The organism is Mesorhizobium sp. M0185 (assembly GCF_040322175.1).
In the GTDB taxonomy this organism is placed as follows: domain Bacteria; phylum Pseudomonadota; class Alphaproteobacteria; order Rhizobiales; family Rhizobiaceae; genus Mesorhizobium.
Genome location: NZ_JAMYSY010000002.1, coordinates 160604 through 186960, shown reverse-complemented (window position 1 = coordinate 186960; position 26357 = coordinate 160604). Strand labels below are relative to the sequence as shown.

Sequence of the window (26357 nt, the reverse complement as noted above, 5' to 3'; positions counted from 1 at the left end):
GACCGTGCATATCGACATTGCCTACTGCGGCTGCGCCCTCGGGCCTTGTCAGCATCCATCTTGATTGGCCGACGTCGACTTGACGGGCAATCCCTGGTCGCTGATTTTCATGTGAATATTTCCTTCGGCTTCGACGCCGCTGTATCCAACGACGATTATCGCAGGCCGGGAAAACCTCGGTTCAGAATGCCGTCGCCGGTAAAGAGCCTTTCCTTGTTATGTTCGCACGGATATATCGATGGACGGCTTCGGGCGATCCGGGACGAGGAGAGTTTCATGCTGGCGCGCAAAGGTTCGACGACGATTGCCATCGCGGGTCTCGCCGCCATGCTGATGGCCGCGGTGCCGGCGGCCCATGCCGATGACAAGGTGGTCGTGTTTGCCGCGGCGAGCCTGAAGGATGGGCTCGATGCCGTCAACAAGGCCTGCGAGGCCGATGTCGGCGAGGCGGCGACCATTTCCTACGCGGCGAGCTCGGCGCTGGCCAGGCAAATTGAAAGCGGCGCGCCAGCAGACCTGTTCATCTCGGCCGATCTCGACTGGATGAAATATCTTGCCGACAGGAAGCTGACCAAGCCCGAAACCCAAGTGAAACTGCTCGGTAACCAGATCGTGCTGGTTGCGCCGCGGGATTCCAAGGTCGAGACCAGGATCGAAAAGGGTTTCGATCTTGCCGGGCTGGTCGGTGACGGCAAACTTGCCATGGGCGATGTCAAAGCTGTGCCGGCAGGCAAATACGGCAAGGCAGCCCTCGAATCGCTCGGTGCCTGGTCTTCGGTCGAAGGCAAGGTGGCGCAGGCCGAGAATGTCCGCGCCGCTCTAAAACTGGTATCGACCGGCGAGGCAGCACTCGGCATCGTCTACGCCACGGATGCGCATGCGGAGCCTGGCGTGAAGGTGGTCGGCACTTTCCCCGCGGGTACCCATCCGCCGATCATCTATCCAGTCGCCCAGCTTGCGGATTCGAAGAGCAGAACTACCTCGGCATTCCTGAAATGCCTGCAATCCGCCAAGGCTGGCGAACTCTTCAAGGCGCAAGGTTTTACAATCCTCGCGCCGAGCAACTGACGTACGGCACCGCACATGAACTGGCTGCTGGATCTCGCTCCCGACGAATGGAATGCGGTCCGGCTGTCGATCAAGGTGGCGACCGTGGCGATGATTGCCAGCCTGCCGCCGGGCATTCTGATCGCTCTTGTGCTTGCCCGCGGCCAGTTCTGGGGCAAGACGCTGCTCAATGGCCTGGTGCATCTGCCGCTGATCCTGCCGCCGGTGGTGACCGGCTATTTGCTGCTTTTGACTTTCGGCAAGCGTGGTCCGGCCGGCGCTTTCCTGGCCGAACATTTCGGCATCGTTTTTTCCTTCCGCTGGACTGGCGCCGCGCTCGCCTGCGGCGTGATGGGCTTTCCGCTGATGGTGCGGGCCATCCGGCTGTCGATCGAGGCCGTCGACCGCAAAATCGAGGCGGCCGCCGGCACGCTCGGCGCCAATCCGCTATGGGTATTTGGCACGATCACGCTGCCGCTGATCCTGCCCGGGCTGATCGCCGGTGCGATCCTCTCCTTCGCCAAGGCGATGGGCGAATTCGGCGCGACGATCACCTTTGTCTCCAACATTCCGAACGAGACGCAGACGCTACCGTCGGCGATCTACACTTTCACGCAGGTTCCCGGCGGCGACGCCGGCGCGCTCAGGCTGACGCTGATCTCGATCGTCATCTCGATGGCGGCACTTGTTGCCTCGGAAGTGCTGGCGCGGCGCGTCGGCCGGCGGATGGACATCGAATGACGGTTCAGGTCGACATCAGCCACCGGCTTGGCGGTTTCACCGTCAATGCCCGCTTCGAAAGCGCCGGGCGGCTGACTGCGCTGTTCGGGCCTTCCGGCTCCGGAAAGACGACGCTAATCAATTTGATTGCCGGGCTGATCCGCCCCGACAAAGGTCGTATCGCGGCCGAGGGCCGCGTGCTGGTCGATAGCGATGCCGGTCTGTTCGTGCCGAAGCACAAACGGCGGATCGGCATGGTGTTCCAGGATGCGCGGCTGTTTCCGCATATGAGCGTGGCGAGCAATCTGCGCTATGGCCGCTGGTTCACGCCGGCTGCTGAGCGTTACGCGGATATCAATGGCGTGGTCGAACTGCTCGGGATCGGCCATTTGCTCGACCGGCGGCCGGCAAAGCTCTCTGGTGGCGAGAAGCAGCGTGTGGCAATCGGCAGGGCGCTGCTTGCCAGTCCGAAATTGCTGCTGATGGACGAGCCGCTGGCTTCGCTCGACGAGGGGCGCAAGGCCGAGATCTTGCCTTACATCGAGCGGCTGCGCGACGAGACGAAAATCCCGATCGTCTATGTCAGCCACTCGATCGCCGAAGTGGCGCGGCTGGCGAGCGACGTCGTGGTGCTGATGCAAGGAAAGGTCGCCGCTTCCGGTCCGACCGGAGCGATCATGCAGCGTCTGGATCTATTGCCGGCCGAAGAGCGCGGCGAGGGCGGTGCCGTGCTGGATACCGCGGTTCTGGGCCACGACGAAGCCTTTGGCATGACGGTGCTAGGCTCATTGGCGGGCGAGATCCGGGTGCCGCTTCTGGCAACGCCAGTCGGTGCGCCGGTGCGCGTCCGCATCCGTGCCCGCGACGTGATGATCGCCACCGAGCAGCCGGTTGGCCTCAGCGCGCTCAACATATTGCCGGGCACGATCGTGGCGATAGAGCCGGGCGAAGGGCCTACGGTCGAGATTGGCCTCGACTGCAATGGCGCAACCGTGCTTGCCCGCATCACCGAACAGTCGCGGCAGACACTGGGGCTTCGGCTTGGTCGACAGGTCTTCGCCGTGGTCAAGACGGTGAGCTTCGACCAGGCGAATACCGGCGCCGGCCTGCCCGCCGAGGCGGATGAGTGAACGGCCGATGATTCGCTATATCGTTTTGGAATAGCGGTATCGCTGCAGAACCTGTAGAATGGCGTGACCGCGGAGGAGCAAATGCCGTCGCTGAGTTTGCGGATAAATCTCGATCCAGATGGCCGCATCGGACCGGGCAAGATCGAGCTTCTGGAACAGATCGCCGCCTTCGGCTCGATTTCGGCCGCGGCGCGCGGCATGGAGATGTCCTACAAGCACGCCTGGGACCTAGTCGAGGACATGAACCGGGTGTTCGGCAAGCCGCTGGTTGCGGCACAGACGGGCGGCAAAAAAGGCGGTGGCGCCCAGTTGACGTCGGTCGGGCTTGCTGTGGTCAGCCGCTTCCGCGCGATCGAGCGGGCTGCGTCTTCAGCAGCGGCGGCGCATATGGAGGCGCTGCAGGCCGAGATCGACGCAGCGTGACGCCGGCGGAATTCATGCCGCGTGTGATCCCTGTTACTTCTTAGGCTCGCCCGGCTTGCGCAGCAGATAGGTGTCCATGATCCAGCCTTTTTTCCGGCGGGCCTGCTCACGGGTGCTCACGATCTTGTCGCCGACGTCGCCAATCCGGCCCGAGATGACGATCTCGTCGGGCGTCCCGAGATAGGCGCCCCAGTGGACGGTGACGTCGTTGTCGTCCAGCGTGTTGAAGGCGCATTTGCCGTCCAGCATGACGATGGTGCTGCCGGCGTTTTCGGGCAGACCTTCCTCGGCGAGCCGGCGGCCGGTGGTGATCAAAATGGCGTCGCCGATCCGGTTCAATGCCATTTTGTGGCTGGCTGCGAGTGCCTGGATGGCGGTGATGCCAGGGATGACCTCCAACTCGAACGCTATATTGCCTCTGAGGCGCACGCGCTCGAGGATGCGCAGCGCACTGTCGTAGAGCGACGGATCGCCCCAGATCAGGAAGGCGCCGCAGCCATCTTCAGGGAGTTCGTCGCGGATCAGGCCTTCGTAGATCGCGGCGATCGCCTCGTGCCAGTCGTCGACGGTCGAGCGGTAGGAAGGCGCCGGCTCGGCGCGCACCGGCACGTCGAATTCGACACGGCGCGAGTTCGGATTAATGACGAAGCGGTCGCAGATCTGGCGGCGCAATTCGGCGAGATCGTTCTTCTTGGCGCCCTTGTCAGGAATGAACAGCACGTCGGCCCGATTGAGACCGTTAATGGCCTGGACTGTCATGTGTTCCGGATTGCCGGCGCCGATGCCGATGACGAGAAGCTTGCGCATGGGCGAACTCCTGCCCGATCGGGACCGGCGTGTCCAGACCGACACGACATGCCGGCAGGCGCCGGCGCATTTGCCGAAAGGCTTTGAAACGCCACATTGAACAGCTAGAGTCATGTTGGCATTCTCGCCGGGGGAGTTTCCATGTTCCGTTACGTCCTGACCGCAGCCTTGGCGCTCTCGGCTACGCCTGCGCTCGCCAATGATTCGGTCGCCGAACTCGGCACCGGTGGGCTGATCCTTTCGCGCAGCGATGCGGTGGCGATGGAAAGCGAGGATCTCTACATCTCGCCGGAAAAAGTGATGGTCGGTTACGTCTTCCGCAACAACACCGACAAGGATGTCGATGCGATCGTCGCCTTTCCGATGCCCGACATCGAAGGCGACCCCGAAGAAATACCGGCGATTCCGGAGGCGCAGAGCGACAATTTCCTCGGCTTCGAAGTGACGATCGACGGGGTGCCGGCAAAGCCGCAGCTCGAGCAGAAGGTGTTCGCGCTCGGCATCGACATCGGCGCTGACCTGAAGGCGCAGGGCGTGCCGTTCTATCCGTTCGGCGATGCGGCCAAGGCAGCGCTGGCAAAGCTGCCGCAAGCGGTCGCCGACGACTGGGTCAACCGCGGCATCATCATCGAGGACACTGCCGACGACGGTTCGGGCATGAAGACCGTCTATACGCCGTTCTGGCAATTGCGCTCGACCTATTGGTGGCGCTCGACGTTTCCGGCCAACAAGGCGGTCCATGTCTCGCATCGCTACAAGCCGAGCGTCGGCGGCACCTCCTCGGTCAGCTTCTTCTATGACGGCCAGTTCCAGGCTCAGTATGCCGCCTACAAGACACGCTACTGCATGGACGATGCCTTCGAGAATGCCGTGCGCAAGGCAGCCAAGGACGATCCCGACGGCTACCCCAAATATTTCGAGAACCGCATCGCCTATATCCTGACCACGGGTGGCAACTGGGCGTCGGGAAACATCGGCACGTTCAAGCTGACCGTCGACAAGGGCGATGCGAAGAACCTGGTCTCGTTTTGCGGCGAAAACGTCAGGAAGGTCGGACCGACGACGTTCGAGATGAAGGCGCAGAACTTCTACCCCGAGCACGACATCGACATATTGCTGCTGGAGCCATCCGATGGCGGAAACGGCGGCTGATGGACCTCGCGATTTATGTCGCCATCGCCGAGAACGGCGTGATCGGGCGCGAGGGTGGGTTGCCGTGGCGGCTGTCCACCGATCTCAAGCGGTTCAAAGCCGATACGATGGGCAAGCCCATCATCATGGGCCGCAAGACCTATGAAGGCATCGGCCGCCCATTGCCGGGCAGGCTCAATATCGTGGTGACACGAGACAGGGCATGGCGCGCCGAGGGCGTCGAAGTCGCGCACTCGATCGAGGACGCAATCGCGCTGGCGACGGTGCGCGGGCGCTGCATGGCCGGCGCCGACGAGATCTGCGTCATCGGCGGCGGCGAGATCTACGCTCAGGCGCTGCCGTTGGCCGATCGGCTGCACGTGACCCATGTTCTGGCCGCGGTCGACGGCGATGCCCATTTCCCGCCGATCGATCCGGCGCTGTGGCGGATCGTCCGCTCGCAGGAGGTGGAGGCTGGCGAAAAGGACAGCCATGCGACACGCTATTCGGTTTACGAGCGGCGGCGCGACGTGCATTGAAGGCGACAAAGGGGTCGCGACAGGTCTAGATGGACCCAAAAGCGGACAGTGGCGGCAGCCGATCGCGTTGAAAGCGTGCCGTTGCATCCCTATAGAAGAATAATATTGGATTTTGCGCCGGTGAGCCGGCGCTTGAGGGAATTCCAAGCGAAAGGACATTTATGCCCTGGAACGACAAGAGCGGCGGCGGCGGCCCGTGGGGCGGCGGCAACAATCAGGGGCCTTGGGGTCAGGGACCAAAAGGACCCAGCGGCCCGCAGGGCTCGCCTCCCGATCTCGAGGATATCATCCGGCGCGGGCAGGACAGGTTGCGGCGCGCGCTGCCGGGCGGCGGTGGCGCGAGCCCTGCCGTGTTCGGGCTGATTGCCGCGGCGCTGGTGGTGCTATGGGCGTTCAAGGCGGTCTACACCGTGCAGCCCGACGAAGTTGCGGTGGAACTCAGGTTCGGCAAGCCGAAGGCGGAGCTGTCGCAGCCTGGCCTGCATTTCCATTGGTGGCCCATCGAAACGGTCGAGACCGCCAACATCGCCGAGCAGCTTGTCAGTATCGGCGGCGGCAGTTCCAGCGGCAATGGCCTGATGCTTTCCGGCGACCAGAACATCGTCAATGTGCAGTTCTCTGTGGCCTATCAGGTCTCCGACCCTAAGGCCTATCTGTTCGATGTGTCCGACCCGGACGGCATGCTGCAGCAGGTCGCCGAAAGCGCGATGCGCGAAGCGGTCGGCCGGCGCCCGGCGCAAGACATTTTCCGCGACGACCGGCAAGGCATCGCGGCGTCGGTGCGTGAGATCATCCAGACGACGCTGGACGGTTACAAGGCCGGCCTCAACGTCAACGCCATTTCGATCGAGGACGCCGCGCCACCGCGCGAGGTGGCAGACGCGTTCGACGAGGTGCAGCGCGCCGAGCAGGACGAGGACAAGTTCGTCGAGCAGGCCAATCAGTATTCCAATCAGAAGCTCGGCCAGGCGCGCGGTGCGGCCGCACAGATCCGCGAAGACGCGGCCGCCTACAAAAACCGGGTCGTGCAGGAGGCCGAAGGCGAGGCGCAGCGCTTCATCTCGGTTTATGACGAATATGCCAAGGCGCCGGAGGTGACGCGCAAGCGACTCTACCTGGAAACGATGGAGCGGGTGCTGAAGGATTCGAGCAAGGTCATCGTCGAGCAAGGCAACGGGCAAGGGGTCGTTCCCTACCTGCCGCTGCCGGCATTGCAGCAGAAGGCGCCGGCACCGGCCACCGGAGGAAACCAGTGATGGCCAACCGTCTTCCCGTCATTGCGGTCATCGCCGCGGTCATCCTGTTCCTGCTCTATTCGTCGGTCTTCGTCGTCAATGCGCGCCAGCAGGCGCTGGTGCTCAGGTTCGGCGAAATCGTCGACGTCAAGAACCAGCCGGGCATCTATTTCAAGGCGCCATTCTCCTTCTTCGATGCCGACACCGTGCAGCTGATCGAAAACAGGGTGCTGCGCTTCGACCTCGACAACATCCGCGTCCAGGTTTCGGGCGGCAAGTTCTATGAGGTCGATGCCTTTATCGCCTATCGTATCTCGGATCCGCGTGTGTTCCGCGCCGCGGTTTCCGGCCAGATCGAACTGGCCGAGGCCCGGCTGAGGACGCGTCTCGACGCCGCCTTGCGCCGCGTCTACGGCCTGCGCGACTTCGAGGCGGCACTCTCGGAAGAGCGCGCCGTGATGATGCGCGAGGTGCGCGATCAGCTGAGGCCTGATGCCACCTCGCTTGGCCTGCAGATCGAGGATGTCCGCATCCGCCGCACCGATCTCACGGCCGAAGTCTCGCAGCAGACCTTCGACCGCATGAAGGCCGAACGTCTCGCCGAAGCCGAGCGGCTGAGGGCGCGAGGCAATGAGGCAGCGCAGCGGATCAGGGCTCGCGCCGACCGCGAAGTGGTCGAAATCGTCGCCGAAGCGCAAAAAGAGTCTGAAATCCTGCGCGGTGAAGGTGAAGCCCAGCGCAGTGCCACGTTTGCCGGGGCCTATCTGCGCGATCCGGCCTTCTTCGATTTCTATCGGTCGATGAATGCCTATGGCACGGCGCTGAACAGCGCCGGAACGACGATGGTGCTGTCGCCGAATTCCGAGTTCTTCCGCTTCTTCCGCGACCCGAACAGCAAGGAAACGCCTGTGGCACCGGCGGCACCAGCGCCAGCACCTACCGCTCCCGCCGCACCGGCGGCACAGCCAGGCACCGGCCAATAGGGCCGGTGCAGGGGCGCCGGCGTAACGGAGGATTTATCCTCTGGCGGTAGCCATAGCCGCAAACGTGCCTTATTTCTTGCCAACATGACGCGGACCGGCATTTTTGCCGAAGCGGTTTTTTTCAGAACACCCGGAGGCCTTTCGATGACATCCACCATCCTTCTGCGTGCAGCGAGGCGGACGTTCATCGCCGGGGCCGCTGCGCTTCTGGTCGGCGCCGTTGCCGTTCCGTCGTTCGTGGCGCCGACGATGGCAGCCGACGGGCCGCCCTCGGTTGCCGATCTCGCCGCCGGCCTGCTTGGCGCCGTGGTCAACATCTCGACGTCGCAGACTGTTAAAGGCACTGAGGGGCCGGGCGCAGTGCCGATGCCGCAGCTGCCGGAGGGCTCGCCCTTCCAGGACTTCTTCGACGATTTCTTCAAGAACCGTGGCGGCGACAAGGGCGGCGGCGGGCAAAAGGTGCAGTCGCTGGGCTCCGGCTTCGTGGTCGACGCCGAGCAGGGCATCGTGGTGACCAACAACCACGTCATTGCCGATGCCGACGACATCGAGGTGAATTTCTCCGATGGGGTGACGCTCAAGGCGACGCTGGTCGGCACCGACACCAAGACCGATGTCGCGGTGCTGAAGGTCGATCCGAAAGGGCACAAGCTGACGGCGGTGAAGTTCGGCGATTCCAACACGATGCGTGTCGGCGACTGGGTGATGGCGATCGGCAATCCGTTCGGTCTCGGCGGCACGGTGACGGTCGGCATCGTCTCGGCACGCAATCGCGACATCAATTCCGGCCCGTATGACGACTTCATCCAGACCGATGCCGCGATCAACCGCGGCAATTCCGGCGGACCGCTGTTCAACAGCAGCGGCGAGGTCATCGGCATCAACACGGCAATCATCTCGCCATCGGGCGGCTCGATCGGCATCGGCTTCTCGATCCCGTCGCAGCTTGCCTCGGGCGTCGTCGACCAGCTTCGCCAGTTCGGCGAGACGCGGCGCGGCTGGCTCGGCGTGCGCATCCAGCCGGTGACCGACGACATTGCCGAAAGCCTGGGCATGGCGACCGCCAAGGGCGCGCTGGTCGCCGGCGTCATCAAGGGCGGGCCGGTTGACAACGGCACAATCCAGGCCGGCGACGTCATCATCAAATTCGACGGCAAGGACATCCATGAAATGCGTGACCTGCCGCGCGTCGTGGCGGAGAGCCCGGTCGGCAAGGCGGTCGACGTGATCATCGTGCGCAAAGGGGTCGAGCAGACCGTCAAGGTGACGCTCGGCCGGCTCGAGGACGGCGAAAAGCTTGCCAGCGGCGGTGAAAACGGCAACACCGACCAGGACGATGCCGACAAGGCGCCTGCGGTTTCGACGGCTGCCGTGCTCGGCATGACGATCGGCGAGCTCAACGACGAGACGCGCACGAAATTCGGCATTGCCACCGATGTCTCCGGCGTCGTCGTGACCGACGTCGCCAAGGATTCGGCGGCAGCCGAACGCGGCATCCAGCCGGGCGAGGTGATCACCGAGATCGCGCAGGAATCGGTCGCCACGCCCAAGGACGTCATGGACCGGATCGGCGCGCTGAAGGAGCAGGGGCGCAAGAACGCGCTTTTGATGCTGGCGTCGAAGACAGGCGAGCTGAGGTTTGTGACAATCCGGATGGATTGAGTCCGGAAGAGCCTGCAACACACTGATGTTGAAACGAAAAAGGGCGGCTAGCGGGCCGCCCTTTTTCTTGCCTGCCAGTCTGTGCGCGGCAGCCTGTAGAAAACATGTCGCCTGAGTGCGGTGTGGCTGTCCGGAACACCGGGATGGTCGAAGTCGGAGGCGGCTCGGCGATCATGCCCAGGCGCTCCATGACGGCAGTGGACCGGCTGTTATCCTCGACTGCGAAGGACACGATTTCGTCGAGGCCAAGTCTTTCAAAGCCATAGGTGAGCCAGGCTTCGGCTGCTTCGGTGACATAGCCGCGGCCCCAGAATTCGGGTGCCAGCCGCCAGCCGATCTCGATCGTGCCGGGCGGCAGGAATGGCAAATGATCGGTTCGGGTTATGCCGACGAAGCCGATGCATTCACCTGTGGCTGCGATCTCAGCGGCCGCGAAGCCGAAGCCGTCGCGATCGATAGCCGCGCGCAACTCCTCCATCTTGGCGTCCGACTGGGCACGGTCGCGCCGAAACGGAAAGAATTCCATGACCAACTCGTCGGAATTGATGCGATGGAAGAGCTCGCGGTGACGATCTCCCCAGTTGCGCAGGATCAGGCGCTCGGTGCGGATCGGCGTCATTCGACAAATTCCTCCCGGCGATAACCCTGCAGATAAAGCAAGGCGGTGAGGTCGCCGTGGTCGATGCGGATCTTTGCCTCGGCTGCCACGGCCGGCTTGGCATGCAAGGCGACGCCGATGCCGGCAAGACGGATCATGTCGAGATCGTTGGCGCCGTCGCCGACGGCAATGGCATCGGCAGGCGTCAGGCCGAGGCGGGCGGAAATCTCGATAAGGGCTTCGGCCTTGGCGGCGCGGCCGAGGATCGGTTCGGCGACCAAGCCGGTGAAGCGGCGATCCTGCTCGATCAGGCGGTTGGCGCGATTTTCGTGAAAGCCGAGCAATGCTGCGATGCGGGTGGTGAAGATGTCGAAACCACCGGAGATCAGCGCCGTCCAGGCGCCATTGGCCGCCATTGTCTGGACGAGCGTGCGGCCGCCGGAGGCTAGCGTCAGGCGATTGTCGATGATGCGGTCGATGATTGCGGCATCGAGACCCTTGAGCAGCGCCACGCGCTCGCGCAAGGCCGGCTCGAATGCGATCTCGCCGTTCATGGATAGCGCCGTGATGGCGGCGACGCGATCCTTGACGCCGATCTCGTCGGCAAGCTCGTCGATGCATTCCTGGTCGATCATCGTCGAATCCATGTCGGCGATCAGGATCTTCTTGCGCCTGTTCTCAGCCGGCTGGACGGCCACGTCGATCGGTTCGGAAGCAAGCGCGGCCTGCAGGCGCGCCGTTATTTCGGAAGCGTCGGCGGTCTCCGGCAAGTCGAGTTCGCAGGCAATGCCTTCGGCCAGCCAGCGAACAGCGCTTGCGCCGACCGACCGCGAGGCCATATTCGCTAGCGTCGGCGTCAATGCGCGGCCGGCGGGATGGGATAGAAGCGTGGCGATCAGCGGCATCGAAAATTCCAGCGGACAGGCGGGCGAAGGCCGCGTGAAGAACGCGATCCTGATAGCCGGGCCGACCGCCAGCGGCAAGTCGGCGCTCGCACTCGACCTCGCCGAGCGCAATGGCGGTGTCATCGTCAACACCGATTCCATGCAAGGCTATTCGGTGCTCGACGTGCTGACGGCGCGGCCTGGTCCTGCCGAACTCGCCCGCGTCCCCCACTTTCTTTATGGACACGTCGATCCGTCCACCGCCTATTCCACCGGCGCCTGGTTGCGTGATGTCACGAAGCTGATCGACGACGGCACGCTCTCGGAGCGGCCAGTGATTTTCGTCGGCGGTACCGGGCTTTATTTCCGGGCGCTCACGGAAGGTATCTCGGAGATGCCCGACATTCCGAAGTCGATCCGCGATCGCTGGCGTTACGAGCTCCAGGAACAGGGCGCAGTGAGATTGCACCGCATCCTGTTGCGCGAGGATTCTGCGGCCGGCATGATGCTGAAGCCGACGGATGGCCAGCGCATCGTGCGGGCGCTGGAGGTGCTCGACGCGTCGGGGCGTTCCATCCTGGACTGGCAGGCCGCGCGTGGCCGGCCGTCGATCGACAGGAGCAGCGCGCGCTTTTTCGTCATCGAGCCGGAGCGAGCGGCGCTGGTGGAGCGGATCGATGCTCGCTTCGACCGCATGCTGGACAAGGGGGCACTGGACGAGGTGAAACAGCTTTCAGCGCTCGGCCTCGATCCCGACCTGCCGGCGATGAAAGCAATCGGTGTTCGCGAGCTTCAGGCCGCGCTGGCCGGCGCCTTCAGTTTTCCCGAGGCCATCGAGCGCGCGAAAATCGCGACGCGGCAATATGCCAAACGGCAGGCGACCTGGTTCAGGCACCAATTGGGCCCGGAATGGCAGAGATTGCGTCCTGGTGAGGGGATCGACTCGATGCTCTCACTCCCTCCTTCGAGCGCAACCTGAAAAGTCGACACCGAGGGGACATTTCGCGTTGAAGTTGTCCAGGTTAACTGTCCGTAAGTTCCCGCATGCCATAAGATCGTTACGAACTTTCCAACGGGGAGCAGATGCGTTTCCACAAGGCGGAATCAGCCTTTTTCGTCTTTATTTTTGTGATCCTGGCCGCCGGCCTGGTGACGCTTTACGCCTATGGGCTCCTGCAAACCCTGGCCGCCGACATTAGCAATACGCCTTCGGAACTCGATGAAATCGTCTATCTCAACAAGCTGCTGTTTGCGACGGGCGTGCTGCTGGCGACTGCGCTGTTCTTCGGCATTTTCTTCATCTACCCGCTGATCCGAAAGCAGGCGACGGAAGAAGGCAAGCTGCGCGCCATGACCGTTTCGCTCAGCGCGCGTTCGGAGACGCTAGAGCATGCGGCGCTCACCGACAGCCTCACCGGCATGCAGAACCGGCGTTATTTCGACGATGCGCTGAAGGAATATCTCGAAGAGTTCCGTCGCATCGAGAAACCAGTAGGGCTGATGATCCTCGACCTCGACCATTTCAAGCAGGTCAACGACAGCCACGGCCACGATGTCGGCGACGAGGTGTTGCGGGCGGTCGCCAACTGTCTCAAGGACATGACACGCTATCACGACGTGGTGGCGCGCCTGGGCGGCGAGGAGTTCGCGGTGGTCACGCCCAATATGGACGCCGAGCTGCTATCCAAATTCGCGGAGCGCATCCGCAAGGCGATCGCCAACATGGCGGTGCTGACGGGCAATGTCCGACTGAAAATCACCACCAGCGTCGGGCTTGCCGTCTGGGATCGCAAGGAAACCGCCGAGGAGTTCTATCGCCGCGCCGATCGCCAGCTCTATGAGGCGAAGAGGCAAGGGCGCAACCGCGTCTGTGCCTGAAATTCCGTCATTGAATTCGTGATGCCGGCCGTCTGGTATCGTTTTCTGCGTTTCCGGTGCACGCAGACCGACGTCACCCAGTCAAGCCGAGATGCTGCCTTTGCGGGGCTTGCCGGAAATAGAGGTGTTGCCGTGACTAAATCCGATCTCTCCGGTCTTTACCGAGGCTATATTGCATGCCTGAACAAGCAGGATTGGCCAAATCTGGGGCGGTTTGTTCATGATGAAGTGACCCACAACGGTCGCAAGCTCGGATTGTCCGGCTATCTCGAAATGTTGGTGAGAGACTTCGACGAAATTCCGGACCTTTACTTCGACATTCAGCTATTGGTTGCCGATCCGCCTTATATAGCGAGCCGGCTAAGCTTCGACTGCGCGCCAAGGGGAACGTTCCTTGGGCTCGATGTAAGCGGGAAGAGAATTTCGTTTGCCGAGAACGTATTCTATGAGTTTCAGAGAGGGAAAATTCGCCAAGTGTGGTCAGTTATAGACAAGACAGCCATCGAAACTCAGCTTTGATATCTGCGAGCGCTGCCTAAAAGTCGCTCGGCTCAATCATTCTGGGGGGCGCAGGCCGAAGGTCGCCGGCTTGAGGCCGTAGCGCAAGTCGAAATCGTCGTTTCGCTGGGTGCGTGCGGCCGACGGCTTGCGATAGTCCGAATCGCCGGACTGCCGGCCCGGATCGACGACTTCCGCGAAAGGCATTGCCTGCTGTGATTTCGGCACGTTGCGCAGCCGTTCGACGATCGCCACGAGGTCGACCTCGTCGCCGGTTTCGGACCGCAAGGCGTCTGCGCGCTTGGCGGTGCCGGGGATCAAATCCTCGGAGAGCTTTTCGAACTTCATCCGCATCGTCGTCGCCACGCCTTCCCCGAAGGCAATGGCCTCGCGCTGGCCCATGGAAGACAGGAACGCCAGCGTCGAAGCCGAGGAGTCGGCGATCGCCGAGCGGATGATCGCCTGGTCCTGCTCGTTGGCGAGCCGCATGGCAAAGAACGTCGAGCACTGCGACAGGATGGTCGGGTCGAGTTCGCCCGGGCGCTGGGTGACGACGCCGAGATAACAGCCATATTTGCGGCCTTCCTTGGCGATGCGCGACAGCGCGTGCCGCGTCGGCGCGAAACCGAGGCGCGGATCGGCCGGCATATAGCGATGCGCTTCCTCGCACAGGAAGAGCAGCCGCAGGCGGCCTTCGCTCCACAACGCCAGGTCGAAGGCCAGCCGCGCCAGCACCGAGCATACGGAATTGACCACCTCGGACGGCATGCCGGCCATTTCGAAGCAGGTCACAGGGCGGCCGTGATGCGGCACGCGGAAGATGTTGCCGATCGTCTCGTGGATGGTGTCCTCGATCAGGCGCGAGTTGAACATGAAACGGTAGCGCGGATCGGATGCCGCCGATTCGATACGTGTCTTCAGTGACCTGAGGGTCGGGCGATCGTTCTTGCTTTCCAGCAATCCCATGCGTTCGTCGACCAGCTTGATGAGGTCGGCAATGCGATAGGGCACCGGCGCGTCGGCGGTCAGCACATCGGTGCTGCGCCGTAGATAGTTGCCGGAGTTCGGATTGCGGTAGAGGTTCTTGGCCGCGGGAATGAGATCGCGCAAGGCGTCGACCTCTTCCGGAACCGTCTCGCGGCCGCGAAACAGCACCTCGGCAAATTCCTCGAGCTTGAACATCCAGAAGGGCAGGTCGAGCGTCGTCGAATCGACCCTGACGCAATATTCGGGCAACGACGCGGCGAACTCGTTGTGTGGATCGAGGATGAGCACGCGCAGGTCGGGCCGGGCGGCGATCGATTTGCGCAAGAGCAGCGACACGGCGGTCGATTTGCCAACCCCGGTGGTGCCGACAATGGCGAAATGGCGCGCCAGCGTATCGTCGATGGCGATATTGGCGGCGATGGCCTCGTCCTGCGACAGCGTGCCGATGGTGATCGAATGACGACCGGCGAGATCGTAGACGGCCTGCAGGTCGCGGCTGCGGATACGATGGGCAATGGCGCCGATATGCGGGTAGGTTGTGATGCCACGGTCGAAGATCGGCTTCGCGCCGGGTTCGGCACCGTCGCGCACCTCGCCGATCAATTCGATGCTGACCTCGATCGGATTCTGGCCCTCGCTGCTCCAGGCACGATCCGACTTGCCGATTTCATAGACCAGGCCGACGGTTCGTGATGTACCGAGATTGATCGAGATCATCTTGCCGACGCTCCACAGGCCGGTGACCGTGCCTTCGATATCGTCGGCATAGGCGCTGATGGTGGCGCGCGCGCCGTCGCATTGCACGACATTGCCCAGAATGCGCTTGTCGTTCTGCTCCGCCCTGCGGCGCTCCAGCAAAGTCGGTTCCCCAATGGAGGCTTCGCGTTCAACGAGCATGGACACGCCGATCCCTTTTCCCAAGCGATGAGTCTAGGCGAACGGGGTTAAGGTGGGATGAGGCCGGATGGTTTAGCGGACATTAAGGAGTTTGCGAAAACTGGACGAAACGGCCGTTGCTCCGTAGAAAAATGTCGATATATTGGATTAATGGATGATATAGCGAACGACATCTCCTCGACCATCGGCAGAAGAATACATGCCGAAAGAGTGGCTCGAGGCTGGTCCCTGGCAGAGCTGGCGGAGCGGTCCGATGTTTCGAAAGCCATGCTGAGCACGGTAGAACGCGGCATGACCAGCCCGACGGCGGCACTCCTTGTGCGCATTGCGGCCGCCTTCGGCATGACGCTGTCCACATTGATCGCAAGGGCGGAATTGCAGGGCGGTGGCCTGCTTCGCGAACGTGACCAGCCGCTCTGGCGCGATCCGGCTACGGGTTATGTGCGTCGGCATCTTTCGCCGGTCTCCGACATACCCCTCGAACTGATCCGGATCCAGTTGCCGGCCGGCGCCAAGGTAAGTTTCCCGGCGGCGTCCTATGCCTTCATCAGCCAACAGATATGGCTGATCTCCGGGGAGCTGGAATTCACCGAGGGGGACATCGTTCACCGGCTCGAACCGGGCGACTGCCTGGCGCTCGGCGCGCCATCCGATTGCGTCTTTCACGCTCCGGGGCCGGACGCCGCCGACTATCTGGTTGCGTTGGCCAGGAGCTGAGGTGAAGGCGCGCCGTCCAAAACGCTCCGACAATGGCGGTCCGCCGCTCGACGACTATGACGGTCCGCCCTGGGGCAAGGGCGACCCCTATGTCTTTCTTGCCTGGCGCACCGCCCATGCACAGGCATGGAAAGCGCCGAGCCGCGAGATCATGCTGATGCGGCTGCACAAGGCCGAGCGGCTGGGCCTGACCTATGAGGAATACATGCTCGAACTGCTGGAACGCGGGCGACATCTGCAAGAGGAAGACGCCGATCGCATCGCGGAAATCCGGCGGGCCAGGAAGCGGAAGCGGATCAGTCATTTCGATTGACGGACGGCGCAGGGGAACCACATGAGTTCGATCGAAATCAGGCCACTCACCAGGACTGACGGAACGCAAAAAATGCTGGCGGATCTGCTGATCGGGACAGTCGCCGCCGGCGGCTCGGTCAGCTTCATGCATCCGCTGGCGCCGGAGATGGCCGCGGCCTTCTGGAACAGGTCGCTTCATGCGGCCGCCAGAGGCGAAAGGGCGGTGCTTGGGGCCTGGAACGGCGAGGCTCTGGTCGGCACCGTCACCTTGCTGCTCGACTGCCCTCCCAACCAGCCGCACCGGGCCGAGATCGCCAAGCTGATGACCCGCCTCGATTATCGCGGCAAGGGCATCGCAACCCGCCTGATGGAGGCGGCGGAAGCCGTTGCCGTGGAGAAAGGCCGCACGCTGTTGGTCCTCGACACGGCAAAAGAGGAGGGAGCTTCCGGCCTCTATGAAAAGCTCGGCTTCACGCTGGCCGGCGAAATACCGGATTATGCGCTGAAGCCGCATGGCGGGCTGACAGGCACCCTCATCTACTGGAAACGCGTCGGCCGGACACGGTGATGGCGACAACGATGCACCTTTGCAACACCCGTCAGACCATCGCGGGCATGGAAAGAATGGCTCTTGCGTCAAATTGGCGGCGAGCTTAGAGAAGCCGCCCATTCTGATCCGTCGTCCTGAAAGGAGACCTGTCAATGACCCGGCGATCCAGATCGACACATTCCGTGCCGACGCTGGAATTGCGTGCGGCTGACAGGGTTCCAATCAGGAAGAACGGCCATGGCAAAGTCCATGATCCAGCGCAGGCAGGATGCCGAGCGCGAACGCATTGAAGCATATGCCGTAACGCTGCGGCGGGTTTTTCCCGTCCCGCGTCCCGCTCCGGATTTCGAGCGGGCGCTCGACGAGGCACGTCGGGGCTTTGCCGGCATGGCGATCCGCGACGGCGCGCTGTGGCGTCCAAAGCTGAAGACGCGCGACCCCGCGCGGCTGCGGCTGGCCGCGGCGCGTCATCTCTATGCGCGCTACCCGGTTACAGCCGCGCTCGAGGGGATCTGGCTGGACAGCTCGGGGTTGAATGCCGGCGAGATTGCGCTTCGCAAGGCTTGGTATATCGCAGTGGCGCGTGGTGACTCGCTCTACAAGGCGGGCGCCTGTGCGTGGCTGTCTCGCAAGGAGGTGCATTGCTTCTTGAACTTGCCCGGCGATTTCACGTTCGACGAGGCGTTTTGGGTGGCGATCGCCCGGTCCTACACGGATGATTCCGGGTTGGCGGCCCGACTTGCCAAGTCGAAAATCGCGCGCACGCCACGTAACGATCTGGCCTTCTGGCGCGAGGTGACACGGTTCTTCTGCGGGCAGCCCGCGTCGAAGGAGGAGATCGACGATCTATGCGACTATATCGGCGCCGTGCACCAGCGCGATGCGGCGTACAGCCTGAAGGGTCGCACGCTCGCCTCGCTGCGTCGGCAGATGCTGGAATGGCATCGAGACATTGCCGCGATCGAACGCATCGAGGCAATGCGCCGCCGCGCTGCCGGGCGGGCCACGCGTACTGCCGGGACGCAGTCGCAGGGTCGCGCCTGGGACGGCTCGCGCCTCGACGACTGGGACTGGCAGCCGTCGACCAAAGAGGCAAGGGCGCATGGCGAGCGTTTCTTCATCCGTCAGTTGAAGACAGCCGAGGATCTGGTCGCCGAGAGCCGGGCGATGCATCATTGCGTCTCGATATACGCGGCCAAATGCATCGCCGGCAATGCCTCGATCTGGGTGCTGCGGCGCTCGGCGCTCGGCAAGATCGAGCGGTTGCTGACGATCGAACTCGACCCGCAAAACCGTGCGGTGCAGGTGCGCGGTTTCGGCAACCGTCTCGCCTCGCTCGAGGAGCGCAAGATCATCGAGCGCTGGGCCAAGGCGAGGGGTGTGGTGCTCTGCGCCTGAAACGGAAGACCCGCGCGGCGGAAAGGCCGCGCGGGTGCACAATGGGCGGATGTGCCGACGTCAGGCCAAGTGCACATTCGCCGTTGACAGCGGCGTCAAACCAATTCTATTGTCCGCCACCATGAAAAAGGCACTCATTCTCGTAGGAAAGCGCGTGGGCAAGGCGGTGTAACCGCCGGGCGATGACCTCCCATGCGCAAGACACAGGCTCCCTCGGGGGCCTTTTTTATTGCCCGAAATACGACTAAACGACCAGCAATCGCCAGATGGCGAACAGTACGGGACCAGACCGATGAGCAGTGGACAGAATGAGCGGCGCGAAATGCCAAGAACTGAAATGCCAAGGAGCGAAATGACGGGCGCCGAAATGGTGGTGCAGGCGCTGAAGGACAACGGCGTCAAGCATGTTTTCGGCTATCCGGGCGGCGCGGTTCTGCCAATCTACGATGAAATCTTCCAGCAGGACGAGGTCGAGCACATCCTCGTCCGCCATGAGCAGGGCGCGGGCCATGCGGCGGAAGGCTATGCGCGCTCGACCGGCAAGGCCGGCGTCATGCTGGTGACCTCAGGGCCGGGCGCCACCAATGCGGTGACGCCATTGCAGGACGCGCTGATGGATTCGATCCCGCTGGTCTGCCTGACCGGCCAGGTGCCGACTTCGCTGATCGGCTCGGATGCGTTCCAGGAGTGCGACACGGTCGGCATCACGCGGCCCTGCACCAAGCACAACTGGCTGGTGAAGGACGTCAACGAGCTCGCGGCAACGATCCACGAGGCCTTCCATGTGGCAACCACAGGGCGCCCCGGTCCGGTCGTCGTCGACATTCCGAAGGACGTGCAGTTCGCCAAGGGTATCTATGTCCCGCCGCAGACGGCGCCGCGCACCAGCTACCAACCGAAGGTCCAGGGCGATCTGGAAAAGATCAAGGCGGCGGTCGAGCTGATGGCCGGCGCCAGGAAGCCGATCATCTATTCGGGCGGCGGCGTCATCAATTCCGGCCCGGAGGCGAGCCATTTGCTGCGCGAGCTGGTCGACCTCACCGGCTTTCCCATCACCTCGACGCTGATGGGCCTCGGCGCCTATCCGGCGTCGGGCAAGAACTGGATGGGCATGCTCGGCATGCACGGCACGTATGAAGCGAACATGGCGATGCACGATTGCGACGTCATGCTCTGCATCGGCGCGCGCTTCGACGACCGCATCACCGGGCGGCTGACGGCGTTTTCGCCGAATTCGAAGAAGATCCACATCGACATCGACCCGTCGTCGATCAACAAGAACGTCCACACCGACGTGCCGATCATCGGCGATGTCGGGCGTGTGCTGGAGGATCTGGTGCGGCTGTGGCGGGCAACCGCCAAGGCCGACAAGAAAGCGCTTCACCCGTGGTGGGAGCAGATTGCCAAATGGCGCGCGCGCGATTCGCTCGCCTACAAGATGAACCACGAGGTGATCATGCCGCAATATGCCGTCCAGCGGCTCTATGCGCTGACCAAGGACCTCGACACCTACATCACCACCGAGGTCGGCCAGCATCAGATGTGGGCGGCACAGCACTATCATTTCGAGAAGCCGAACCGCTGGATGACCTCCGGCGGACTGGGCACGATGGGCTACGGCCTGCCGGCCGCGCTCGGCGTGCAGATCGCGCACCCGGATGCGCTGGTCATCGATATCGCCGGCGACGCCTCGGTGCAGATGACGATGCAGGAGATGAGCGCCGCGGTGCAGCACGAGGCGCCGATCAAGATCTTCATCCTCAACAACCAATATATGGGCATGGTGCGGCAGTGGCAGCAGCTGCTGCACGGCAACCGGCTGTCGCACTCCTATACCGAGGCGATGCCGGATTTCGTCAAGCTCGCCGAAGCCTATGGCGGCCACGGCATTCGCTGCGACAAGCCGGACGAGCTCGACGACGCCATCAAGGAGATGATAGCGGTCAAGAAGCCCGTCCTGTTCGACTGCCGCGTGGCGACGCTCGCCAACTGCTTCCCGATGATCCCGTCCGGCAAGGCGCATAACGAGATGCTGTTGCCGGACGAGGCGACGGACGAAGCTGTGGCCAACGCGATCGACGCCAAGGGCAGGGAACTGGTGTAGTCTGGTTGGAGGAAGCTGTGCGGAAACAGCAGATTAGCGCAAAAGTTTGAAATCGAGATTTATGTCATGAACGCACAGTTGCAACCGACCGGCTCCGCCTATTTCATCGCCAAGGAGACGGAAAAACCAGAGAACCACACGCTTTCGGTCCTGGTCGACAACGAGCCGGGCGTGCTTGCGCGGGTCATCGGCCTGTTTTCCGGACGCGGCTACAACATCGAGAGCCTGACGGTCTCGGAAACCGAGCACGAAAAGCACCTGTCGCGCATCACCATCGTGACGCGCGGCACGCCGCACGTGCTGGAGCAGATCAAGCACCAGCTCGAGCGCATCGTGCCGGTGCACCGCGTCGTCGATCTCACCGTGCGGTCGCAGGAATTCGGACAGGAGCGGCCATTGGAGCGGGAACTCGCGCTGGTCAAGGTGGCCGGCACCGGCGAAGCCCGCGTCGAGGCGCTCCGGCTCGCCGATGCATTCCGCGCCAGCGTCATCGATGCCAACACCGAGCATTTCATCTTCGAGATCACCGGCAAGGGCTCCAAGCTCGATCAGTTCATCGCCATCATGAAACCGCTCGGGCTGGTCGAAATCTGCCGTACCGGCGTGGCGGCCATGAACCGTGGCCCGCAAGGGATGTAGTCATCCAGCTTGGCTCTATCTCGTCGCTTTGCCACCGATCGCATTGATTAGGGGAACGGCATGACATTCGACGCATTCCTTGCGCTTATGGTCTATGCCTTTGTGACCTCGATCACGCCGGGTCCGAACAATTTCATGCTTTTGGCCTCGGGCGTGAATTTCGGCTTGGTCAAAACCGTGCCACACATGCTCGGCATCGGCATCGGCTTCCTCGTGCTGTTGCTTGCCGTAGGCTTCGGGCTTGGCGCCGTGTTGACGGCCTTTCCGGTCCTGCATACCGGGTTGAAGATCGCCGGCGGCCTCTACTTGCTTTATCTCGCCTGGAAGATCGCCATGTCGCGCTCGCTCGGCGGCGAAGGCGAGGCGAAGGGCCAGCCGATGCGCTTCATCGAGGCTGCGGTCTTCCAGTGGGTCAATCCCAAGGCCTGGGTGATGGCGATTACAGCCATGGCCGTCTATACCAATCCGGAACGCCCGTTTGTGTCGGTGGTGCTGATCGCGGCCGCGTTCGCCGTCGTCATGCTGCCGAGCATTTCGACCTGGGCCGGTTTCGGCATGGCGCTGCGCGGCTTTCTGGCGGATGCGGTGCGGCTCAAATGGTTCAACATCGCCATGGGTGTGATGCTTGCGGCGACGCTGTGGCCGATGCTGCGTTAGCTGCCGTTCTATTGTGCACTGCACATTAAATCTTCGTAATGACGGGTTTTGGCCCTTTTTCGCCTTCGGCATCCTCTATTATTTGGCAAAAGCGCGGCAAGAGGCTGCGAGTTGAGCTAGACTACGGCCACCGGATAGCGGCGTGTCGGATCGAGAGGTCTTTTGTCGATGCGCGGAAAGATCGTATTAGCGGTGATCGCTGCAGCCTGCGTTGCCGCGGCGTGGCTCTATCTTTCGCCCAGCGCAATGAGCGGTCTTCAGCAGATGCTGTCGGCGAAGCAGACGGCGACGGCGGACAAGCCCGCTGCAGCGGCAAATGCCGCGCGTACGACTTCGGTGGTTGCCGCCACCGCTACGACGGCCGATTTCCCGGTCCGGCGCTATGCCATCGGCTTCGTGTCCTCTCCTGCCGTGGTCAGCATCAACGCACGGGTCTCGAGCCAGATCGTCGCAATCGCGGTCAAGGACGGACAGATGGTGAAGGCAGGCGACCTTCTGTTCTCGCTGGACGATCGCTCGTTGAAGGCGCAACTGGCACGCGATCAGGCGACGCTCGCGAAAGACCAGGCGCTGCTTGCCAGCGCCACGGCCGATCTTCAGCGCGCCAAAAATCTCGTCGCCAGGCAGGCCGGAACACAGCAGACCTACGATCAGGCCGTCGCGGCGCAGAAATCCGCCGCGGCCACCGTCGACGCCGACAAGGCAACGATCGATGCGGACCAAATCCAGCTTGGCTTCGCCACGATCAGGGCGCCGATCTCCGGCAGGCTTGGCGCAGTCAGCGTCGCCGTCGGCGATCTCGTCACCACCAGCAACGGCAGCAGCACGTCGACTCCACTGGTGACGATCACGCAGGTCGACCCGCTGCAGGTGAACTTCAATCTCCCCGAAAGCGATCTTGCCTTGCTGCACAAGGCGCTGGCAGCGCCGCAGCAAGGTGCGGTGACGCTGACCAAGGACGGCGACCCGAAGCAGATCGGCAAGGGAACGCTGGATTTCGTCGATTCCAGCGTAGACACGGCGTCCGGCACGATCGCAACGCGGGCCAGTGTGCCCAACGCCGATCTTTCGCTATGGCCGGGCCAATACGTCAACGTCGTGCTCGATGCCGGCATCATGCCACAAATGACCTCCGTTCCGACGGTCGCCGTCCAGCCCAGCCAGAAGGGCCCGTTCGTCTATGTGATCAAGCCGGACAACACCGTTGAAATGCGGCCCGTGCAGGTCGCGCTGACAGAAGGCACCAACACCGCAATTAGCCAAGGATTGAAAAGCGGCGAGCGTGTCGTCGTCGAGGGTCAGACCAAACTGAAGAACGGCGCGGCGGTGCGCGAAGGCAAGGCTTCGACCGGCACCGGCGATCAGGCGGCTCCGAAGGTTGCCGAGGCTGACCGGACAGCCGGAACACAGCCATGATTTCCGAATTCTGCATCCGCAGGCCCGTCGCCACGCTGCTCATGTCGTTCGCTCTGGTTCTGGGCGGGCTATTTGCTTACAAATTCCTGCCGGTGGCGGCACTGCCAAGCGCCGAATTTCCGGTGGTCAACGTCTCGGCCTCGCTGCCCGGGGCCTCGCCGGAAACCATGGCGACCTCGGTGGCAACGCCGCTCATCAAGCAGTTTGCCACCATCGCCGGCATCGATTCGATTTCGACGACCAACTCGCTCGGCTCGACCTCGATCGCCATTCAGTTCGTGCTCAACCGCGACATAGACGCCGCCGCGGCCGACGTGCAAGCAGCGATCGCACGCACGCAACGACAATTGCCGCCGGAGATGACCAGCCCGCCGAGCTATCGCAAGGTCAATCCAGCCGACGCGCCGATCCTGCTGATGTCGCTGGTCAGCGACACCATTCCGCTGACCGATCTCGATGCCTTTGCCGAGAATGTGATTTCGCCATCGCTGTCGACGATCGATGGCGTTGCGCAGGTTTCGATCTACGGTCAGCAGAAATATGCCGTGCGCGTCCAGATCGATCCGACGGCGCTCGCCGCACGGGGCATCTCGATCGACCAGCTGCAGACGGCCATTGCCTCGGCCAACAGCAACACGCCGCTCGGCGTGCTCAAGAACAACAAACAGCAGCTGACGATCACCGCGAACACGCAGCTGACCGATGCGGCGGGATTCTCCAACATCATCATCGCCACCAAGAACGGCCATCCGGTGCGGCTCGGCGAGGTGACCCGCGTCATCGATTCGGTCGAGACCACGACGACGGCAAGCTGGTATGACGGCACGCGCGCCATCATCATGGCGGTGCAGCGCCAGCCGGATGCCAATACCGTCGACGTCGTCGACCGCGTCAAGGCGATGCTACCTTCCTTCGACGATCAGATGCCGGCAGCGGCGAGCATCCAGTTGCTCAACGACCGCTCGACATCGATCCGCGAGGCGGTCGATGACGTGCAGTTCACGCTGCTGCTCACCATCGCGCTGGTGGTGATGGTGATCTTCCTGTTCCTGCGCCGGGTAACGGCGACGGTCATCCCGGCTGTGGCGGTGCCGATTTCGCTCATCGCCACGCTAGGCGTGATGTACCTGTTCGGCTTTTCCATCGACAACGTCTCATTGATGGGGCTGACATTGGCGGTCGGCCTTGTCGTCGACGATGCCATCGTCATGCTGGAAAATATTTTCCGCCATATGGAGGAGGACGGGCTCTCGGCCCTCGAGGCGTCGCTCAAGGGCGCGCGCGAGATCGGCTTCACCATCATCTCGATCTCGATCTCGCTGGTCGCCGTGTTCATTCCGGTGCTTTTGATGGGCGGCGTGATCGGGCGCATCTTCAACGAATTCGCGGTGGTGGTGACGGTCGCCATCCTGGCGTCGATGTTCGTCTCGCTGACACTGACGCCGATGCTGTGTTCGCGGCTGTTGTCATTATCGAAAGCCGAGCAGAAGGCAGCGCACGGCGAGGACCATAGACAAAACGTCTTCATGCGGGGCTATGACTGGTTGCTGACATTCTGTCTGCGCCACAATTTCCTGGTCTGCCTTGTCTTCCTCGTGACCGCCGGGCTGTCGGCGTGGCTGATCCAGATCTCGCCGAAGGGCTTCTTCCCGCAGGAGGATATCGGCCAGGTCTCGGTGACGACCATCGCGCGCCAGGACATTTCGTTTGACGCGATGGTGAAGCTGCAGGGGCAAGTGGCGGATGTCTTCACCCATTCGCCCTACGTGGCGCATGTCGGCTGGTCGGCGGGCAGTGGAAACAATGCGCTCAACCAGGGCCAGCTGTTTGTGCAGCTGAAAGACAAGGACCACCGACCGAACATCGACAAGGTGCTTTCGGATCTACGGCGCCAGCTTGCCAATGTGCCCGGCATCGAAACCTACATGCAACCGGTGCAGAACCTGCGGCTCGGCGCGCGTTCTTCGGCGAGTGCCTACCAGCTTGCCGTGCAGGGCCTCGATACCGGCCTGACGAACGTCTGGGCGCAAAGGCTGACGGACGCGATGGCTGCCGATCATGCCGCCTTCACCGACGTCACCAATGACCTGCAGAACAACGCGCTACAGGCGACGCTGGTGATCGACCGCGACAACGCGGCGAACCTCGGTGTCGATACCGACACGTTGCGCTCCAGCCTCTATGGCGGTTTCGGCACCCAGCAGGTGTCGACCATCTTCGGTTCGGCCGACAGCTACGACGTGATCATGGAGCTCGATCCGAAGATCGAGTGGTCGCCCGAGCGGATGCTGGCCATCAAGGTGAGAACGGCGAGCGGCAGCCTGGTGCCGCTCGGTGCGTTCGCCCGCGTCGATCGGACCGCCGGTGCTTTGACCGTCAACCAGCTCGGCCAGCTTCCGGCAGTGACCATCTCCTACAATCTGCCGCAAGGCGTGGCCCTCGGCGACAGCGTGAGCCACATCAACGCGCTGAAGGACAAGATCGGCATGCCGCCGACGATCTCGACCGCCTTCTCGGGCACGGCCAAGACGTTCCAGGATTCGCTTTCCAACCAGGGGCTGCTGATCGGCGGCGCGATCCTGACCATCTATATCGTGCTCGGCATGCTTTATGAGAGCTTCATCCATCCGCTTACCATCCTGACCGGGCTTCCGTCGGCGGTGCTGGGCGCGCTGGTGGCACTGCGGCTGGCGGGGATGGATCTGTCGGTGATCGCGGTGATCGGCATCCTGATGCTGATCGGCATCGTCAAGAAGAACGGCATCATGATGATCGACGTGGCGCTGGAACTCAGGCGCGAGGGGATGTCGCCCGTCGAATCCATCCACAAGGCCTGCCTGATGCGCTTCCGGCCGATCATGATGACCACGCTTGCCGCGCTGATGGGTACCATCCCGATCGCGCTCGGCACCGGCGCCAGCGCGGAACTGCGCCAGCCTCTCGGCGTGGCCGTGGTCGGCGGTCTTGTCGCCTCGCAGGCACTGACGCTGTTCGTCACGCCCGTCATCTACGTCTACATGGAGCATTTTTCCGGCTGGCTGGTCAGGCTGTGGGCGCGGCGCCGGGGCGAGCCGAGGCCGGTCGAAGCGGTCGACCAGCCGTCACTGTTCGACGAGGAGGAAGAACCAGTGCCGCAGAAGGCGGCAGCCGAATAGCGCTGGCC

24 protein-coding genes and 1 pseudogene are annotated in these 26357 nt (G+C 62.8%); 21 read left to right on the top strand and 4 right to left on the bottom strand.

The genetic code is table 11. The annotated features are described in order from the left end of the window. Positions 1-276: 276 nt before the first annotated feature. The 4 genes from modA to NKJ20_RS02675 all read left to right on the top strand — a co-directional run bounded on the left by modA (position 277) and on the right by NKJ20_RS02675 (position 3320). A complete protein-coding gene (gene modA / locus NKJ20_RS02690) occupies positions 277-1068 on the top strand; it encodes a molybdate ABC transporter substrate-binding protein (protein WP_352742411.1) in 792 nt (263 codons plus the stop codon). Positions 1069-1083: 15 nt separating this feature from the next. Further along, the gene (modB, locus tag NKJ20_RS02685) at positions 1084-1788 is read left to right on the top strand and encodes a molybdate ABC transporter permease subunit (RefSeq protein ID WP_023676699.1); all 705 of its coding nucleotides are present in this window, start codon (positions 1084-1086) and stop codon (positions 1786-1788) included. Beyond that, positions 1785-2897 carry a molybdenum ABC transporter ATP-binding protein gene (gene modC / locus NKJ20_RS02680; RefSeq protein ID WP_352742409.1) on the top strand — a complete coding sequence of 371 codons (1113 nt, stop codon included), beginning with the start codon at positions 1785-1787 and terminating at the stop codon, positions 2895-2897. Before modB ends, modC begins: the two co-directional genes overlap by 4 nt. Positions 2898-2978: 81 nt before the next feature. After that, positions 2979-3320, top strand: coding sequence for a winged helix-turn-helix domain-containing protein (locus tag NKJ20_RS02675; protein WP_023676697.1), 342 nt, complete (start codon positions 2979-2981; stop codon positions 3318-3320). A 33-nt stretch (positions 3321-3353) separates the two neighbouring features. On the opposite strand, the gene cobF is transcribed toward NKJ20_RS02675, so the two are convergent. After that, on the bottom strand, positions 3354-4127 hold the full coding sequence (gene cobF / locus NKJ20_RS02670; protein ID WP_352450071.1) for a precorrin-6A synthase (deacetylating): 774 nt from the start codon (positions 4125-4127) through the stop codon (positions 3354-3356). A gap of 141 nt (positions 4128-4268) precedes the next feature. Between cobF and NKJ20_RS02665 the strand changes: the two genes are divergently transcribed. The 5 genes from NKJ20_RS02665 to NKJ20_RS02645 all read left to right on the top strand — a co-directional run bounded on the left by NKJ20_RS02665 (position 4269) and on the right by NKJ20_RS02645 (position 9677). Then, a complete protein-coding gene (locus NKJ20_RS02665; protein ID WP_352450070.1) occupies positions 4269-5279 on the top strand; it encodes a DUF4424 domain-containing protein in 1011 nt (336 codons plus the stop codon). Next, positions 5279-5797 (top strand): dihydrofolate reductase, encoded by a 519-nt coding sequence (locus NKJ20_RS02660; protein WP_023676694.1) that lies wholly within the window; start codon positions 5279-5281, stop codon positions 5795-5797. Before NKJ20_RS02665 ends, NKJ20_RS02660 begins: the two co-directional genes overlap by 1 nt. A gap of 161 nt (positions 5798-5958) precedes the next feature. Further along, complete coding sequence (gene hflK / locus NKJ20_RS02655) at positions 5959-7053, top strand: FtsH protease activity modulator HflK (RefSeq protein WP_023676693.1); 1095 nt, start codon at positions 5959-5961, stop codon at positions 7051-7053. Then, complete coding sequence (gene hflC / locus NKJ20_RS02650) at positions 7053-8015, top strand: protease modulator HflC (protein WP_352705116.1); 963 nt, start codon at positions 7053-7055, stop codon at positions 8013-8015. The genes hflK and hflC overlap by 1 nt, the downstream gene beginning before the upstream one ends. Before the next feature lie 144 nt (positions 8016-8159). Beyond that, on the top strand, positions 8160-9677 hold the full coding sequence (locus NKJ20_RS02645; protein WP_352742406.1) for a DegQ family serine endoprotease: 1518 nt from the start codon (positions 8160-8162) through the stop codon (positions 9675-9677). 47 nt (positions 9678-9724) lie between these two features. Here the strand turns inward: NKJ20_RS02645 and NKJ20_RS02640 are convergent. Both NKJ20_RS02640 and serB read right to left on the bottom strand, forming a co-directional pair. Further along, a pseudogene (locus NKJ20_RS02640) lies at positions 9725-10296 on the bottom strand (GNAT family N-acetyltransferase). Then, positions 10293-11180, bottom strand: coding sequence for a phosphoserine phosphatase SerB (gene serB / locus NKJ20_RS02635; RefSeq protein ID WP_352450067.1), 888 nt, complete (start codon positions 11178-11180; stop codon positions 10293-10295). Before serB ends, NKJ20_RS02640 begins: the two are co-directional and overlap by 4 nt. On the opposite strand from serB, the gene miaA reads away from it, so the two are divergent. The 3 genes from miaA (at position 11170) to NKJ20_RS02620 (ending at position 13556) form a co-directional block, all read left to right on the top strand. After that, positions 11170-12138 (top strand): tRNA (adenosine(37)-N6)-dimethylallyltransferase MiaA, encoded by a 969-nt coding sequence (miaA, locus tag NKJ20_RS02630; RefSeq protein WP_352742524.1) that lies wholly within the window; start codon positions 11170-11172, stop codon positions 12136-12138. The two genes, serB and miaA, sit on opposite strands and share 11 nt — an antisense overlap. A gap of 104 nt (positions 12139-12242) precedes the next feature. Beyond that, the gene (locus NKJ20_RS02625; protein ID WP_352471623.1) at positions 12243-13037 is read left to right on the top strand and encodes a GGDEF domain-containing protein; all 795 of its coding nucleotides are present in this window, start codon (positions 12243-12245) and stop codon (positions 13035-13037) included. Between the two features lie 132 nt (positions 13038-13169). Continuing rightward, positions 13170-13556: an ester cyclase gene (locus NKJ20_RS02620; RefSeq protein WP_352471649.1), complete on the top strand. Its 387-nt coding sequence runs from the start codon at positions 13170-13172 to the stop codon at positions 13554-13556. A gap of 36 nt (positions 13557-13592) precedes the next feature. Here NKJ20_RS02620 and NKJ20_RS02615 read toward each other — a convergent pair whose 3' ends face one another. Beyond that, on the bottom strand, positions 13593-15419 hold the full coding sequence (locus tag NKJ20_RS02615; RefSeq protein WP_352742522.1) for an ATP-binding protein: 1827 nt from the start codon (positions 15417-15419) through the stop codon (positions 13593-13595). Positions 15420-15569: 150 nt separating this feature from the next. Between NKJ20_RS02615 and NKJ20_RS02610 the strand changes: the two genes are divergently transcribed. From NKJ20_RS02610 to NKJ20_RS02570, 9 genes are all read left to right on the top strand, one after another. Next, positions 15570-16136 carry a helix-turn-helix domain-containing protein gene (locus tag NKJ20_RS02610; RefSeq protein WP_352742404.1) on the top strand — a complete coding sequence of 189 codons (567 nt, stop codon included), beginning with the start codon at positions 15570-15572 and terminating at the stop codon, positions 16134-16136. A gap of 1 nt (position 16137) precedes the next feature. Next, positions 16138-16449, top strand: a complete 312-nt coding sequence (locus NKJ20_RS02605) for a hypothetical protein (RefSeq protein ID WP_352742402.1) — start codon at positions 16138-16140, stop codon at positions 16447-16449. A 21-nt stretch (positions 16450-16470) separates the two neighbouring features. Beyond that, positions 16471-16998 carry a GNAT family N-acetyltransferase gene (locus NKJ20_RS02600; RefSeq protein ID WP_352644864.1) on the top strand — a complete coding sequence of 176 codons (528 nt, stop codon included), beginning with the start codon at positions 16471-16473 and terminating at the stop codon, positions 16996-16998. A 219-nt stretch (positions 16999-17217) separates the two neighbouring features. Then, positions 17218-18378 carry a PcfJ domain-containing protein gene (locus NKJ20_RS02595; protein ID WP_352680218.1) on the top strand — a complete coding sequence of 387 codons (1161 nt, stop codon included), beginning with the start codon at positions 17218-17220 and terminating at the stop codon, positions 18376-18378. Positions 18379-18730: 352 nt separating this feature from the next. Next, positions 18731-20482, top strand: coding sequence for an acetolactate synthase 3 large subunit (locus tag NKJ20_RS02590; protein WP_352644617.1), 1752 nt, complete (start codon positions 18731-18733; stop codon positions 20480-20482). 66 nt (positions 20483-20548) lie between these two features. Then, the gene (gene ilvN / locus NKJ20_RS02585; RefSeq protein WP_023676680.1) at positions 20549-21121 is read left to right on the top strand and encodes an acetolactate synthase small subunit; all 573 of its coding nucleotides are present in this window, start codon (positions 20549-20551) and stop codon (positions 21119-21121) included. Positions 21122-21181: 60 nt separating this feature from the next. Beyond that, positions 21182-21778, top strand: a complete 597-nt coding sequence (locus tag NKJ20_RS02580) for a LysE family translocator (protein ID WP_352742400.1) — start codon at positions 21182-21184, stop codon at positions 21776-21778. Positions 21779-21946: 168 nt separating this feature from the next. Beyond that, positions 21947-23194, top strand: coding sequence for an efflux RND transporter periplasmic adaptor subunit (locus tag NKJ20_RS02575; RefSeq protein WP_352450056.1), 1248 nt, complete (start codon positions 21947-21949; stop codon positions 23192-23194). Beyond that, entirely contained in the window at positions 23191-26349 is a 3159-nt protein-coding gene (locus NKJ20_RS02570; RefSeq protein WP_352742398.1) for an efflux RND transporter permease subunit, read from the top strand. The genes NKJ20_RS02575 and NKJ20_RS02570 overlap by 4 nt, the downstream gene beginning before the upstream one ends. Positions 26350-26357: the final 8 nt, after the last annotated feature.